The sequence below is a fragment of the Streptomyces sp. RLA012 genome, assembly GCF_056270325.1.
On sequence record NZ_JBWDPA010000002.1, the window covers coordinates 92,353 to 106,027 of the forward strand.

At 70.4% G+C, this 13,675-nt stretch carries 12 protein-coding genes and 1 pseudogene; 5 read left to right on the top strand and 8 right to left on the bottom strand.

Annotated elements, in window-relative coordinates; translation table 11 throughout:
* Positions 1-337: 337 nt before the first annotated feature.
* The gene (locus tag RV986_RS00630) at positions 338-1,273 is read right to left on the bottom strand and encodes a LysR family transcriptional regulator (RefSeq protein ID WP_475915499.1); all 936 of its coding nucleotides are present in this window, start codon (positions 1,271-1,273) and stop codon (positions 338-340) included.
* Between the two features lie 134 nt (positions 1,274-1,407).
* Here RV986_RS00630 and RV986_RS00635 point away from each other — a divergent pair, with 134 nt between their 5' ends.
* Positions 1,408-2,676, top strand: coding sequence for an MFS transporter (locus RV986_RS00635; protein ID WP_475915500.1), 1,269 nt, complete (start codon positions 1,408-1,410; stop codon positions 2,674-2,676).
* Positions 2,677-3,158: 482 nt separating this feature from the next.
* Here the strand turns inward: RV986_RS00635 and RV986_RS00640 are convergent.
* Positions 3,159-4,479 (bottom strand): annotated as a pseudogene (locus RV986_RS00640) (amidohydrolase).
* Positions 4,476-4,769 carry a hypothetical protein gene (locus RV986_RS00645; RefSeq protein ID WP_475915501.1) on the bottom strand — a complete coding sequence of 98 codons (294 nt, stop codon included), beginning with the start codon at positions 4,767-4,769 and terminating at the stop codon, positions 4,476-4,478. The pseudogene RV986_RS00640 and the gene RV986_RS00645 overlap by 4 nt, the downstream one beginning before the upstream one ends.
* Before the next feature lie 196 nt (positions 4,770-4,965).
* Here RV986_RS00645 and RV986_RS00650 point away from each other — a divergent pair, with 196 nt between their 5' ends.
* The 3 genes from RV986_RS00650 to RV986_RS00660 all read left to right on the top strand — a co-directional run bounded on the left by RV986_RS00650 (position 4,966) and on the right by RV986_RS00660 (position 8,002).
* Positions 4,966-5,832: an AsnC family transcriptional regulator gene (locus RV986_RS00650; protein WP_475915502.1), complete on the top strand. Its 867-nt coding sequence runs from the start codon at positions 4,966-4,968 to the stop codon at positions 5,830-5,832.
* Positions 5,833-6,064: 232 nt separating this feature from the next.
* Positions 6,065-7,573 carry a CoA-acylating methylmalonate-semialdehyde dehydrogenase gene (locus RV986_RS00655; protein WP_475915503.1) on the top strand — a complete coding sequence of 503 codons (1,509 nt, stop codon included), beginning with the start codon at positions 6,065-6,067 and terminating at the stop codon, positions 7,571-7,573.
* 24 nt (positions 7,574-7,597) lie between these two features.
* Positions 7,598-8,002, top strand: coding sequence for an HNH endonuclease (locus RV986_RS00660; RefSeq protein ID WP_475924142.1), 405 nt, complete (start codon positions 7,598-7,600; stop codon positions 8,000-8,002).
* Here RV986_RS00660 and RV986_RS00665 read toward each other — a convergent pair.
* On the bottom strand, positions 7,951-8,523 hold the full coding sequence (locus RV986_RS00665; RefSeq protein ID WP_475915504.1) for a GNAT family N-acetyltransferase: 573 nt from the start codon (positions 8,521-8,523) through the stop codon (positions 7,951-7,953). The two genes, RV986_RS00660 and RV986_RS00665, sit on opposite strands and share 52 nt — an antisense overlap.
* A 319-nt stretch (positions 8,524-8,842) precedes the next feature.
* On the opposite strand from RV986_RS00665, the gene RV986_RS00670 reads away from it, so the two are divergent.
* Positions 8,843-9,217 carry a transposase family protein gene (locus tag RV986_RS00670; RefSeq protein ID WP_475915505.1) on the top strand — a complete coding sequence of 125 codons (375 nt, stop codon included), beginning with the start codon at positions 8,843-8,845 and terminating at the stop codon, positions 9,215-9,217.
* Between the two features lie 31 nt (positions 9,218-9,248).
* Here the strand turns inward: RV986_RS00670 and RV986_RS00675 are convergent, their stop codons facing one another.
* From RV986_RS00675 to RV986_RS00690, 4 genes are read right to left on the bottom strand one after another with little or no spacing between them, the layout of a single operon-like run.
* Positions 9,249-10,100, bottom strand: coding sequence for an oxidoreductase (locus tag RV986_RS00675; protein ID WP_475915506.1), 852 nt, complete (start codon positions 10,098-10,100; stop codon positions 9,249-9,251).
* 33 nt (positions 10,101-10,133) lie between these two features.
* The gene (locus RV986_RS00680; RefSeq protein ID WP_475915507.1) at positions 10,134-11,201 is read right to left on the bottom strand and encodes an aldo/keto reductase; all 1,068 of its coding nucleotides are present in this window, start codon (positions 11,199-11,201) and stop codon (positions 10,134-10,136) included.
* Between the two features lie 31 nt (positions 11,202-11,232).
* The gene (locus RV986_RS00685; protein ID WP_475915508.1) at positions 11,233-12,681 is read right to left on the bottom strand and encodes an aldehyde dehydrogenase; all 1,449 of its coding nucleotides are present in this window, start codon (positions 12,679-12,681) and stop codon (positions 11,233-11,235) included.
* 58 nt (positions 12,682-12,739) lie between these two features.
* Positions 12,740-13,639: an SDR family NAD(P)-dependent oxidoreductase gene (locus RV986_RS00690; RefSeq protein ID WP_475915509.1), complete on the bottom strand. Its 900-nt coding sequence runs from the start codon at positions 13,637-13,639 to the stop codon at positions 12,740-12,742.
* Between the last annotated feature and the right edge of the window lie 36 nt (positions 13,640-13,675).

Below are 13,675 nucleotides of genomic sequence, written 5' to 3' on the forward strand. Positions count from 1 at the left end.
GGCGCAGGCCGTGACCGGTAGGTCAATCAGACGAATGGCCGTAGGTAGACGAGTACCAGGACTACGTCCGCGCAGGACGGCCCACCCTGCCTCTCAGCGAGTGAGTACAGCTGGATCTGCGACGTCCTGTCCGGCTTGCGCCTGCGCACTGCCCAGCTCTGCCACCGTCACCAGCTGTTATCTGGGGTTCCTGAGCCGAATCGGCAGTTCACAGCCTTGATCACCGTCAAGGCGTATGAGGCACACGGAGGGGAGAGCCGGAGTGTGCCGATGGCCACGCCTGCCCCCGGGTCACCGTCCGTCGGTCCGGCCACGATGCTCGAAGACGCGGCGGCGTTCAGCGCGGAATCACCCAGTCCGGCGTCCAGGTCCCGGCGGCGTCGTGGCCGGCCGCTGTGGCGGCGAGGTGGGCGCGGAGGGTGGCCAGCGCCGGGTGGGGGTTGTCGCGGTGCCAGAGGAGCGAGTGGGGGTAGACGGGCGTCGGGTCGGTCACCGGGATGCGGCGCAGGCCGTGGTCGGCGGGCCAGATGAGGCGGGTCTGTTCGCCCATGAAGGTGGCCAGGGCCGGGGTGTCGGCGATGGTGTCGAGGAGCGCGTCGGAGCCGAAGTTGGGGCCGGTCGCCTCGATGGTGAGGCCGAACTCGGCGACGAGGTCGTCGTAGTAGGCGGCCCACTCGGTACCGGGGACGAGGCCGGGTATCCAGATCCGGTGCCCGGTGAGCTGAGCGAGGGGCACCGACCGGGCGCCCGCCAGCGCGTGGGCGGGGCCGGTGAGGAGCTGGAGCGACTCGTCGAGCACCCGGACGGACTCGATGTCCTCGGGAAGGGGTCGGCCGGGCACGGCGACGGCGCGGAAGGACGCGTCGATCGCACCGGACCGGATGGCGGCGACGGCCGTCTCGATGTCGAACAGCATCAGCACGTCGAGCTCGATGTCGGGGTGTGCGCGGTGGAAGCCGCGCAGCAGGCCCGACGCCGCGGTGCGCGAGGCGAGCACGTCGACGCGCAGCGGACGGCGGCCGGTACGCACGGACGCGACCGCGCGCTCGGCGACACGCAGCAACTCGCGCGCGTGGGGCAGGAACGCCTGCCCGTCGATGGTGAGCTCGGCGCCGCGCGCGGTGCGGGTGAACAGCCGCACGCCGAGGTTGCGCTCCAGCACGGCGATGCGCTTGGAGACGGCCTGCTGGGTGACCGCCAGCTCGGCGGCGGCCTCCTGGAACTGCCCCGCGTCGGCGGCGGCGACGAAGGTCCGGACGGTGTCGAGGTCCACGTCGACACCCTATGGGTACAACCGTTGGTTGTGGCCAGGCGGTCCTGCGGTTGTTTGATCCCCGGGTGTGGTGCCCGCTTTGATGCTTCCGATCGCGGATCGGTTGTACGGGTGAGTGGCGAGGGGCGGCGGGCATGAGGAACGGGCACCGGCTGGGACATCTGCTCGGACATCGGCTGGGGCGGCGGTTCGGGTGGCTCTGGGGAGCGTACGGGACCAGCGCGCTCGGCACGTGGCTCGCCTTCGGCGCGTTCCCGCTGATCGCCATCCAGGTACTGCACGCCGGACCGGCCGAGGTCGCCGCGCTCTCCTCCGTGGGGGCCGCGGTGGGCGCGGCCGTGACGGTGCCGCTCGGCCCGTGGGTGGAGTTCCGCCGCAAGCGGCCGGTGCTGATCGCGATGGACCTGGTGCGGTTCGCGGCGCTGCTGACGATCCCCGCCGCGTTCGCGCTCGGCGTGCTCACCTTCCTTCAGCTCCTGCTGGTCTCGGTCGTCGTCGCGGCGGCCGACATCACCTTCCGCTCCGCCTCCGGCGCGTACCTGAAGACGCTGCTGCCGGCCGAGGACCTGCTCGTCGCCAACGCCCGGTTCGAGTCCACGGCCTGGACGACCACGATCATCGGACCGCCGCTGGGCGGCGCCGCGATCGGGCTCCTCGGTCCGGTGGCGACGGTGGTGGCCGACGCGGTCAGCTACCTGCTCTCGGCCCTGGGTATCCGCGCGATGGGCGGGCCCGAGCCACGGCCCGAGCGCCGGGAGGCCGCACACATGCGGGCCGCGGACCTGCTCGACGGTTGGCGGTACATCCTCGCCGACGCGACGCTGCGTCCGCTGTTCTTCAACACCGCCCTGTTCAACGGCCTGGTGATGGCCACCCAGCCGCTGCTGGCCGTCCTGATGCTCGGCCGACTCGGGTTCGCACCGTGGCAGTACGGCCTCGCCTTCGCCGCGCCCTCGATCGGCGGCCTGCTTGGTTCACGGCTGGCCCGACCGCTCGTCACCCGCTTTGGGCAGCACCAGGTCCTGGTCGTGTCCGGGGCGCTGCGCGCACTCTGGCCCGTCGGACTGGCCTTCCTGGGGCCGGGCACCGGAGGGCTGCTGCTGGTGATGGGCGTCGAGCTCGGGCTCATCTTCTGCTGCGGGGTCTTCAACCCCGTCTACGCCACCTACCGCCTCGAACGCACCGCGACCGACCGGGTCGCCCGCACGCTGTCCGCCTGGGCGGTGACGACCAAGGCCTCGACCGCGCTTCTGACGGCCGTCTGGGGCGTGCTGGGCGCCCTGCTCGGCCCGCGTACGGCCATCGGCCTGGCCGGCGTGCTCCTGCTGGCCACCCCGCTGCTGCTCCCCCGCCGCGCGACAGCGCATCTCTCCGAGCCGGAGCCGACACCGAGCCGCACCTGACGGACCGCCACGGCCGTCACCACGATCGGGCTGCGCCGCCCTTCTTCGGTGCGGCCCCCTCCGCGTACAGCTCGGAGATGAGCGCGATGAGCGCAACGGCCTCCGCCGTGGCCGGTGGGGGTCGCGGCGCGGCGCATCGTGGCTCACGTACCCAATGTGCCTCAACAGCCCCCAGATACATGTGAGGCACATACGGCGCAAGGTGCTCGCCGTACAGCTCCCCGACAGACGCGTCTCGCTGTCCCAGCGGCTGACCACGGTGCTCGCCGCCGTCATCGCCCCGCGCCCGGTCCCCCAAGTGTCGCGGGCGCGACCTATGGTCATGAACATGCCAATACTGCCGGCCAGTTGCCGGGCCTTGGCGGGTTCGAGGTTGGCCTCGGAGCAGTACCCGGCGCCGACCAGCACCTGCTTGGGGTGGGCGGCGGTTTGGCGGCGGACTGGTCGAGCATCGTGGTCTAGGTCCAAGTCCTGCCCGCCACCTAGCGGGCATCGGCGGGTGTGACGACGAGGCCGCCGATAATGGTGTGGGTGGGGTTGAGGTCGCGCAGGGTGTCGCTGGGGCAGTGGGCGGGGTCCTGGTCCCAGATGGTGAGGTCGGCGAGGCGGCCGGCGGTGAGGGTGGCGCGCAGGTTCTCCTCGCCGAGCAGGCGGGCGGCGTTGGCGGTGTGCAGGGTGAGGGCTTCGTCGTAGGTGATGGCGTGTTCGGGGCCCTTGACGCCGATGACCGTCTGACGGGTGGTCATGCCCCAGACGGAGCGCATGGCGCCGAACCGGCCGACGGGGAAGTCGGATCCGGCGCTGATCTGGGCACCCAGGTCGATCCAACCGCGGGCGGGGAAGAGCCGGGCGACGCGTTCCGGGCCCCAGAAGCCCTCTTCCACCTCGGCGGTGTCGTGCAGCAGCGGCTGCTGGATGGTGACGGGGATGCCCAACTCGACGGCGCGAGTGCACTGTTCGGGGCCGGCCAGACCGCCGTGCTCCATCACCAGCGTGCCGGCGGGCAGGCCGGGGTTGCGGACGAGGACACGCTCGTAGACGTCCAGGAGGATGCGGACCGCACGATCGCCGTAGGCGTGGGTGCCGACCCGCCAGCCGCGGCGGACCACGGCCTCGACGGCTTCGACCAGTGCGTCGGGCTCCCAGGTCAGCGTTCCGGAGAAGGCGTGGTCGCAGGCGTACGGCTCTTCGGTGGCCCCGGCCTCCAGCGAGCCCGAACTTCACTCCCCACACCCGAAGCCAGGGGTCGGAACTGTGGCGCCAGTCCTCCATGACGTCGAGCAGGTTCTCCACCTGGGCCGCACCGGTCATGCCGAGCGCTGAGATCAGGGCCCGTACCCGGGTGCTCAGCGCCCCCGCCTCGCGGGCGGCCAGAAGCACCGCGTAGTCGTCGGGGGTGACCGCGCAGTCGCGCACGGTACCGATGCCGGTGGCGGCGTACTGACTGGAGGCCAGCCGCAGCCCGTCGATGCGCTGAGCCCGGTCCGGCGCCGGGACCACGTGCTCCACCAGACCCAGGGCGTTGTCGATCAGCCGACCGTCGAGCCTGCCGTCGGCGTCGCGGCCGATCACACCGCCCGGCGGTACGGGGGTGTCCTCGGTGATGCCCGCCAGGCGCAGCGCGTAGGTGTTGACGACGTCGTTGTGTCCGCCGCGCTTGACCAGGACCGGGTGCCGGTCGGTGGCCTGGTCGAGTTCGGCCGCGGTGGGCAGGCGGCGCTCGGCCAGGTTGAGTTCCTGCCAGTTGGTGGTGGTGCGGATCCACTCGCCCTCGGGGGTGGCCTCGGCCCGTTGCCGGATCAGGTCCGGGAACCGGGGATGGTGCGGGCCTGGTGGACGGGAACGTCGTGCGCGCCGAGCGCGGCGTAGATCAGGTGGGTGTGGGTGTCGTCGAACGCCGGCAGCACCGTGGCACCGGGCAGGTCGTGCACCGTGGTCTGCGGACTCACCCAGTGGTCGAGACCGTTCGGGTCGGGTGAGAGGGCCGCGATGCGGTCGCCCCGCACGGCCGGCGCCCGCTGCGGGGCCTGGCCGGGCACCAGTGTGTGCACCGCGTCGGCCCGGATCACCAGATCGGCTCCGTGATCAGTCATGGTCTTCTCCACCACCATCTGGAAGTCGTCGTTCGAGGCGTGCCGGGGGTCGCGGGTGACGGGGTCCGCGCCCGGCGGACCGGTCGTCCACCACGTCCTCCGGCAAAGCCGTTGTACGGACTCTCCGCTGATTCACGTACATTTGGATGGCAGAAGCACAGGAAGTACGCCAAACCTGCGGCCCAGCATGCCGATCATGCGCCAGAGTCTCGACGAGACGGACTGCCCGATCGCGGCTGCCCTTCTGGCCTCGCCGCGTGCCTCCTGGCGCGAGGTGGCCCGCTGCCTGGGCCTGTCCGAGCGCGCCGTCGTACGCCGCGCAGCACCGCTGTACGCCGACGGCACCCCGCGCGCGACGGTCGTCCGCAACCCGGCGCATTTCCACCGGCTGATCCCCAGGGTCCAGCGCATCCGCTCCCGCCCGAACAAGATCCGTCAGGTCACCCACGCGCTGGCGCGCCGTACCGACACCGTCTGGGTCGACATCCTCGGCGGCGGCGAGATCTCCACGGTCTTGTTCCTCGACGGCCTCGACGCCCGCAACACACTGCTCCTGCACGACCTGCCCGCCACCGACGCCGTCGGTGCCTGGACCTCCCACACACTGCTGCGCGTCTTCCCCACCGCGTTCCGCTGGACCGCCGCCGGTCTCCTCTCACCCGAAGAACAGGCCCGGCTCGACCCCGACCCGGCGCAACCGACAGCGCCTCCCCCGCCCCTCGGCATCGACACCGCGCAGACCCTCAGCGTCCACCCGCACGTCCGCTTCTGCGCCACCACCGGCCCCGCCGATCTCGTCGTCGCGCTCGTCGCACTCGTCGCACTCGTCGCCTCATCCGCCACACCCCTCAGGCTCGGTGACGTCGGGGCCGGCTCGGGTCCGTGGTTTCCGATTCCACGGCACGCCGGAAGGTGCGCCGGCATGTGTGGTCGCTGCTGCCTGATGCACCCGACGGAGATCGTGACCGCCGTGCAGGAACCGGCTGCCGCTGCGGATGGTGATCCTGCAGGACCACGGGTAGGTGTCGATCTCGCGGCGAACGCGGTGGCGCTCGGCCTGTGAGTGATCCACGCCACGACAGTGTGGGACCTGTGGGAGGCACTTCGGGCCCCGAGGCCCCGAAACGCCTGTACGTGCGGATCGGAACGGTAGCTTCGATATCAGAAGTCAGCCTCCCGGCGTGGGGGGCGTGTCCGCGGCCGAGACCGCGGCCCGTCCGCCGAAGTCGAGGCCCGTGAGGTGAACGACAGGAACCTCGCTGCCCGCCGCCGTCATCTTTGAAGGAGTTCCGCCGATGAAGACCGTCACCCACTGGATCGGTGGCACGCCCTTCGGAGACGCTTCAGGCGCCTCCGGCATCTGGGGCCCCGTGACCGACCCCGCGACCGGAGAGGTCACCACACGGGTCGCGATGGCCGGCACCGACGAGGTCGACGCCGCGGTCGCCGCGGCGAAGGAGGCCTACGCCACCTGGCGCACGTCCTCGCTCGCGCAGCGGATCGCGATCCTCTTCCGCTACCGCGAGCTGCTGAACGCGCGCCGCGACGACCTCGCCGCGCTGATCACCGCTGAGCAGGGCAAGGTCCACGCGGACGCGCTGGGCGAGGTGGCCCGGGGCCTGGAGATCGTCGAACTGGCCTGTGGGCTCGGCATGGCGCTCAAGGGCGACACGTCCACGGAGGTGTCGAGCAACGTCGACGTGGCGTCGATCCGCCAGCCGCTCGGTGTGATCGTCGGCATCTCACCGTTCAACTTCCCCGCGATGATCAGCATGTGGATGTTCCCCATGGCGATCGCCTGCGGGAACACCTTCGTCCACAAGCCGAGCAGCAAGGCCCCGTCCGCGTCCATGCTCCTCGCGGAACTCGCGGCCGAGGCCGGCGTGCCCGACGGTGTACTCAACATCGTGCACGGCGACGAGGTCGCGGTGAACGCGTTGCTCGACCACCCGGACGTGGCGGCCGTGTCGTTCGTGGGCTCCACGCCGGTCGCGCGCCACGTCTACACCAGGGCGTCCGCCGCCGGGAAGCGTGTCCAGGCGCTCGGCGAAGCGAAGAACCACATGCTGGTGCTGCCCGACGCCGACCTCGACGCGGCGGCCGAGGCCGCCGTGACGGCCGCCTACGGCTCCGCGGGCCAGCGCTGCATGGCGGTCTCCGTGGTGGTCGCGGTCGGCTCGGCGGGCGACCCGCTGGTGGCCCGGATCGCCGAGCGGGCCAAGAAGGTCAAGATCGGCCCGGGCAACGACCCGACGTCCGAGATGGGCCCGCTCATCACCAAGGCGCACCGTGACAAGGTCGCGGACTACGTCGCGGGCGCGGCCGCCCAGGGAGCCGACGTGGTGCTCGACGGCAGGGACTTCACCGTCGAGGGCCTGGAGAACGGGCACTGGATGGGTGTCTCGCTCCTCGACAAGGTCCGCACCGACTCGGACGCCTACCGGAACGAGATCTTCGGCCCCGTCCTGTGCGTGATCCGCGCGGAGACCTACGAGGAGGCCATGGACATCATCAACGGCTCCCCGTTCGGCAACGCCAGCTCGATCTTCACCCGCGACGGCGGCGCGGCCCGCCGGTTCCAGCTGGAGGTCGAGACCGGCATGGTCGGCGTGAACGTGCCGATGCCGGTGCCGGTGGGCTACCACTCCTTCGGCGGCTGGAAGGACTCGGCCTTCGGCGACCACCGCATGTACGGCAGCGAGGCCGCGCACTTCTACACGCGCGGGAAGGTCATCACGACCCGCTGGCCCGACCCGGCCGAGGTGGCGGCCGGTCCGGACCTGGGCTTCCCCGCGTCCCGCTGACCGCTCCTGGCGGACGCCTGCGACATCCGCGGGAGCAAGGGCACCGTGCAAGCGCACCATGCCCGCGCTCTCGCCGATCTCGCGCACGCAGGACGGCAGCCCTCCGACTGGGCGCGCGTCATGCTGCATCGGCGTCGCAACCCCGTGGTGGCCTGCGACACCTGCCATGACCGCTCACCGCGCGGCCGACCCAACGGGATGGACTATGAAATCCCGGCGCGATGTCCGCGACCACGAACGGCTTCCCCAGCGCTCAGAGCTGCACCTGACCTGGGCACCCATCACCATCGTGACCAGAAGCCCCACCCGCAAAGGCCCCCCGCGCCGACTGGACGAAGAAGCCGGCATCCGCCAGGACCTACAGGACCTAACCCTGCTCAGGCTCCAGGTTCCGCTGACTGCCTGACGGATGCGCAGACCACGCCATAGGCGCGATCGCCGATGGCGAACTCGCCCAGCGGGGTCATGCCGAAGCCGTCGACATGGACCTTCCACGACGTCTGGTTGGCCAGTTCGATGAACGCGACCAGCACGTCGGCCCGCTCCGAGGCCGCTTGGACCGCCGTGGTGAACAGCCCCCGGGCCACCCCCTTCCCCCGGTAGTCGGCAGCGACCACCACAGGCCCGTAGAGCAGCCAGCGTGTTGCACTGAGCGAGTGTCCCTGCCACTGCAACGAGTCCTGCGCGCTCAACAGCGTCTGCACCGGCGGCGGCGGGCTCGGCATGCTGTCCGGCGCGGCAAGACCGAGCAGACCGGCCAGGCGCCCGGCATCGTCCGCGACGAGAAGGCTCCCGTCATCGGCCATCGAGCGCAAGGTGCCGACATCGAGGCCACCTTGCACGAAGCCCTGGTCAGCACGCTCCTGTTCGGTGAGGGAGTCGTAATGATTGGCCGCGAAGAGCTCAGCCATGGCCGGGGCGTCAGCCGCAGTGGCATATCGGTAGTCCATGGCAGCGATGCTGTCATGCACCAGCGGCCGAACAGTGGGCATTCGCCACCTGTCGGAGATGCGATCAACATCTCCTGTCAGCGGGCTGAGTTGCTTGAGCGGGGGCAGGTTTCGGCCCGGTGTATCGCCTCGCCCGTGTTGGTGTCAGCGATCGTTCTGCCCGAGCCTGCGATCGGTATGTGCTTGAGCAGCAGGCCGGGTACCTCTTCGTGCATACGAAGGGACCCGGGCGCGTGCGGCGATCGTTCGGAGCCGGCGGATCACGGGCCCGCCTGTCGCCGGATGTGGCTGCTGAACTCGTCGTGGAGATCGGCCTGTTGTGGCACCAGCGGCTCCAGGCCGTGCTTGCCTTGCGCCCTCGGCGCCCGAGGCGGTCGGGGCCGGGGCAAAGCACAAGCTGGTCTTCGTCGACCGGCTGCCGACCGCCCTCGTTCGGCTGCGGCACGGCGTCACACACAATGTGCCGGACTGCCGGTTCGGTGTCGACCACTCCACGATCACGCGCGCAATCGGTGAAGTACGACCGTCGCACCCGGCACCAGGCTGCGTACCCTCACCGGGGTCGTCGACATCTCGGCGCGAGCGGGCAGACACCGCAAGTTCAAGAAGAACGCCCCGGACTGGTACGAGGAGATGCATGAACGCCAGTGCGCGGCCCACTCGTCTCGACGTCTTCAAGCGCATCCAGACCTGAGCCGGTCCCCTGCTTACTCCCTTTGCTCCCTTTACTCCTTGTCGGGTGAGGGGAAATCGATGGACCGGCTGACGGCGGCCCACTTCTCGGCTTCCGTGTTGCGCTCAGCACCTGACTGCAGCGCGAGTCCCAGCGCGTCCGAGCCCAGCAGCAGCCGCAGCGGCGGCTCTTCGGCGTCGACGATCTCCGCGAGAACCTTCGCGGCCCTGACCGGGTCACCGGGTTCGTTGCCGGTGTAGGAAGCGAACCTGCGCGTCCACTGGCCGACGGTCTGCTCGTAGTCCTCGCTGACCGGAACGGGGGCGGAGGCCGCGCCGGCCGCCCAGTTGGTACGCAGCCCGCCGGGCTCAACGATGATCACCTTGATGCCGAGGGGCGCCACCTCGTTGGCGAGTACCTCCGAGAACCCCTCTACGGCGAACTTCGCGGTCTGGTAGGCGCTCAGGCCAGGGGTGCCGCCTACCCGCCCGCCGATCGACGAGATCTGGATGATGTGCCCGGAGCGCTGCCGGCGCATGACGGGAAGTGCCGCCTTGGTCACGTTGACCACGCCGAACAGATTGGTTTCCAGCTGTGCCCGGAACTCGGCATCCGGGATGTCCTCGATCCCCGCGCTGGTGGCGTAGCCGGCGTTGTTCACCACGACATCCAGCGTGCCGAAGCGTTGGGTGGCCGCCGCTACCACTGAGCGGGCGTCGTCGGGATCGTTGACGTCGAGCGTCATGGCCAGCAGCCGGTCACCGTGCTCTCGCGTGAGGTCGTCGAGGTGTTCCGGCCGGCGCGAGGCCGCAACTACTCGGTCTCCGCGGTTCAGTGCGGCCACCACGAGCTCGCGTCCCAGCCCGGCGGACGCACCGGTGATGAGCCAGGTCCTAGCAGTCATTGTCGGCTTCCTTGCCGATCGTGTGGTCCGGGGTCAACGGGTACGGATGTCGAGGTGCCCGTACTGCTCACCGCGGACCCGGTCAGGGGCGAACATCTCGTTCAGGACGGCGACGTCATCAGCGCTCAGCGGCACTGACGACGCGGCGGCGTTCTCGCGTACGTAGACAGCACGCTTGGTGCCCGGGATCGGGGCGACGGCGTACGGCTGGGCGAGCAGCCAGGCCAGTGCGACCTGGCCCGCGGTGTGCCCGCGTCGGCCGCTGAACGCCTTGAGTTCGTCGACGAGCCGGAGGTTGTGGCTGTAGTTGTCGCCGTTGAACTTCGGCAGGGTGGTGCGGAAGTCGTCGGTGCCGAAGTCGGTGTCGGCACCCAGGCGGCCGGTCAGCGCTGCCCGGCCGAGTGGGCTGTAGGGCACGAGAGTGATGCCCAGCTGTCGGCAGGCCGGCAGCACATCGTCCTCCAGCTCGCGTGCCCACAGTGAGTACTCGCTCTGCAGGGCCGAGATCGGATGGGTGGCCGCGGCCCGGTGCAGGATGTCCGCGCTGACGGCGCTCAGCCCGATCGCCCGGACCATGCCGGCCTCGATCAGCCCGGCCATCGCGCCGACGGTCTCCTCGATCGGCACGGCGGGGTCCAGCCGGTGCAGGTAGTAGAGATCGATGTGATCCGTCCCCAGCCTCCGCAGACTCGCCTCGCATGCCTGCAGGACGTATTCCGGGCGCCCGTCGAATTCGACGCCTCCGGCGGGCCCGGGGCGGGTGCCGAACTTGGTCGCGATCACCACCTCGTCGCGGCGCCCGCTGACGGCGCGGCCGATCAGCTCCTCGTTGTGCCCGAACCCGGCCTGGGCCTGTCCGGTGACCGCGCCCGCGGCGCCGTAGATGTCGGAGGTGTCGGAGGTGTCGAGGAAGTCGATGCCGGCGTCGATGGCCGCGTGAAGGGTCGCGACTGACTCGTCCGGATCGGCGGTGCCGTAGTACTGCGACATTCCCATGCACCCGAGACCGATCGGGAAGATGCCGATGTCCGAATGGCCCAGGGTGAGATGTGCCCGCGGTTGAGCCGGAGCCTGCTGCGGGGCGGCTTTCGGTCGCGTCATGAGGTTCCTTCCATGCTGTCTGCGGGGGCCGTCAGGCCGGGACCGTGATCGTCTTGTGCTCGACGTACTCGGCCAGGCCGACGGCTCCGTACTCGCGCCCGGTGCCGCTCGTCTTGTAGCCGCCGAACGGGCCGTCGAAGCCGATGGACGCGCCGTTGACGGTGAAGGTGCCGGTCCGGATCCGGCGGGCGATCTCCAGGCCGTGCTCTACGCGGGCCGTCCACACGCCGCCGCTGAGGCCGTACTCGGAGTCGTTGGCGATGCGCACGGCGTCGTCCTCGTCCTCGAAGGGGATCACCACCAGGACGGGACCGAAGATCTCCTCACGCGCGATCCGCATGCTGTTGTCGACGTCGGCGAACAGGGTCGGCTTGACGTAGTTGCCCTGTTCCAGACCGGCCGGCGACTCGGGCCCTCCGGTAACCAGCCGGGCGCCCTCCTCGATGCCGAGCCGGATGTAGGACCGTACGCGCTCCTGCTGTTCGGCGCGGACCAGCGGGCCGATGAAGGTGTCCTCCTCGGACGGATCGCCGACTTTCAGCCCTTCGAGCAGGTCCTTGAGGGCGGTCACCACCTCGTCGTACCGGCTCCGCGGCGCCAGGACCCGGGTCTGCGCGATGCACGCCTCGCCGTTGTTCACCAGCGAGGAGAACCGCAACGCGGGCACAGCCTCGGTCAGGTCCGCGTCGGGCAGGATGATCGCCGCGGACTTGCCGCCCAACTCCAGGCTGACCCGCTTGAGTTGGCGGCCCGCGACGGCCGCGATGGAGCGGCCCGCGCCGGTCGAGCCGGTGAAGGCCACCTTGTCGACGTCGGGATGCGCGACCAGGTACTCGCTGGTCTCCTTGCCGGCCGGCAGGATGCTGACCACGCCCTCGGGCAGCCCCAGCTCGTCGAAGAGGTCGGCCAGCAGCATCATGCTCAGGGAGTTCTCCGGCGACGCCTTCAGGACCACGGTGTTGCCCGCGAGCAGCGCCGGGATCATCTTCGCCAGCGCCGCCGAGAACGGCGAGTTCCACGGAATGACGGCGGCCACGACTCCGATGGCCTCGCGGCGTACGACGCTGCGGAAGGCGGCGTCGGGGGCGGAGGAGTCGAGCGTCTCCTCCCAGCCGAACCCCCGGGCGCCCTTGAGGTAGCCGAGCGCCTGCCGCGTCAGTCCGCCCTGGCCCGCCCTGTTGAACCACAGCGGATTGCCGCGCTCGCTGGTGATGAGCCTCGCGACCTCCTCGGCACGCGCCTCGCGCAGCTCGTTGAGGCGCACGATGAGGTCCTGGCGCTGCTCCGGGGTCGTCTGCCGCCAAGGTCCCGCGTCGAAGGCCGTCCGTGCCGCTGCGACCGCGTGGTCGACGTCGGCCGGCAGGGCCTGGACGGACCGGCCGACGAGCGACTGGTCGTGGGGGGAACGGATGTCGAGCGGGGTGGTGTCGCTCGGGTCGGTCCAGAGACCGCCTATGTAGAGCTTGTCGCGCACGATCATGGTGCTGTCTTCTTCCTGTCCTGTCGTGTGTTCGTGTGTGTGGGGAGGCTGCAGCCGGTCATGGCTGGTCGGGGCGGACCATGCGGGCGACCTCCGTGACGGTGAAGTCGGGCAGCCCGTCGCGGTCCGTGGACAGACTCAGGTCGCGCCAGGTGGCGTCCTCGGCCGCTCGTACTGCCGCGATCCGCGGTGCCAGCCACACCGCGTCCGAGCCGAGCAGCAGCCGGGTCGGCGGGGTGGACTCGGCAGTCAGGCGCAGGACGGCTTCGGCGATCTTCGCCGGGTCACCGCGCTGCACATCCGGGTTGCGCTGGTAGGTCCGGGCGAAGCGCCCCACGGTCGGCTCGTACTCCTCCTGCCGGCCTTCGGTCGGCAGCGGCCTCTCCGCCCTCGCCGTCCGGATGCCTCCCGGCTCCAGCACGGTCGCGTGAATCCCGATCGGAGCGAGTTCGCGGGCGAGGATCTTGAAGAACCCACCGACCGCCCAGGCCGTTGTCTGGTACGCGGCCAGCCCAGGCTGCGCCCGCCGTCCCCCGATCGTCGAAATCTGTACGCAGTGTCCGGAGCGGCGCGGACGAAGGACCGGCAAGGCGGCGCGGACCACATGGACGCTGCCGTACAGGTTGGTCTCGATCGTGCGGCGCCACTCCTCCTCGCGCATGTCCTCGACCGATCCGACACCGCGGTACCCGGCACTGTTGATCACCACGTCGAGCCCGCCGAAGGCGGTGACGGCTTGCTGCACCGCCCGGTCAACGGTGCGGCGGTCGGTCAGGTCGAGCTCTGTGGTGACCAGGCGCCCAGTGGAGCCGCCGGTGAGCGTGGCCTTATTCAGCTCGGAGAGTCCGTCGGCATCGATGTCGGCAGCCAGGACGTCATACCCTGCCGCCAAGGCGGTGCCGACCAGGTGCCGTCCGAGACCTCCGGCGGCACCAGCGATGAACCATGTCTTCTTCACGCCATAAACGCTACGTCGGTGTGACACTTAAAGCAA

Bases quoted from the DNA above. Each gene is read 5' to 3' on its own strand.
- RV986_RS00655 (WP_475915503.1), top strand. From the start codon at position 6,065: ATGAAGACCGTCACCCACTGGATCGGTGGCACGCCCTTCGGAGACGCT.
- RV986_RS00635 (WP_475915500.1), top strand. From the start codon at position 1,408: ATGAGGAACGGGCACCGGCTGGGACATCTGCTCGGACATCGGCTGGGG.
- RV986_RS00680 (WP_475915507.1), bottom strand. From the start codon at position 11,201: ATGACGCGACCGAAAGCCGCCCCGCAGCAGGCTCCGGCTCAACCGCGG.
- RV986_RS00675 (WP_475915506.1), bottom strand. From the start codon at position 10,100: ATGACTGCTAGGACCTGGCTCATCACCGGTGCGTCCGCCGGGCTGGGA.
- RV986_RS00665 (WP_475915504.1), bottom strand. From the start codon at position 8,523: ATGGACTACCGATATGCCACTGCGGCTGACGCCCCGGCCATGGCTGAG.
- RV986_RS00685 (WP_475915508.1), bottom strand. From the start codon at position 12,681: ATGATCGTGCGCGACAAGCTCTACATAGGCGGTCTCTGGACCGACCCG.
- RV986_RS00650 (WP_475915502.1), top strand. From the start codon at position 4,966: ATGCGCCAGAGTCTCGACGAGACGGACTGCCCGATCGCGGCTGCCCTT.
- RV986_RS00645 (WP_475915501.1), bottom strand. From the start codon at position 4,769: ATGACTGATCACGGAGCCGATCTGGTGATCCGGGCCGACGCGGTGCAC.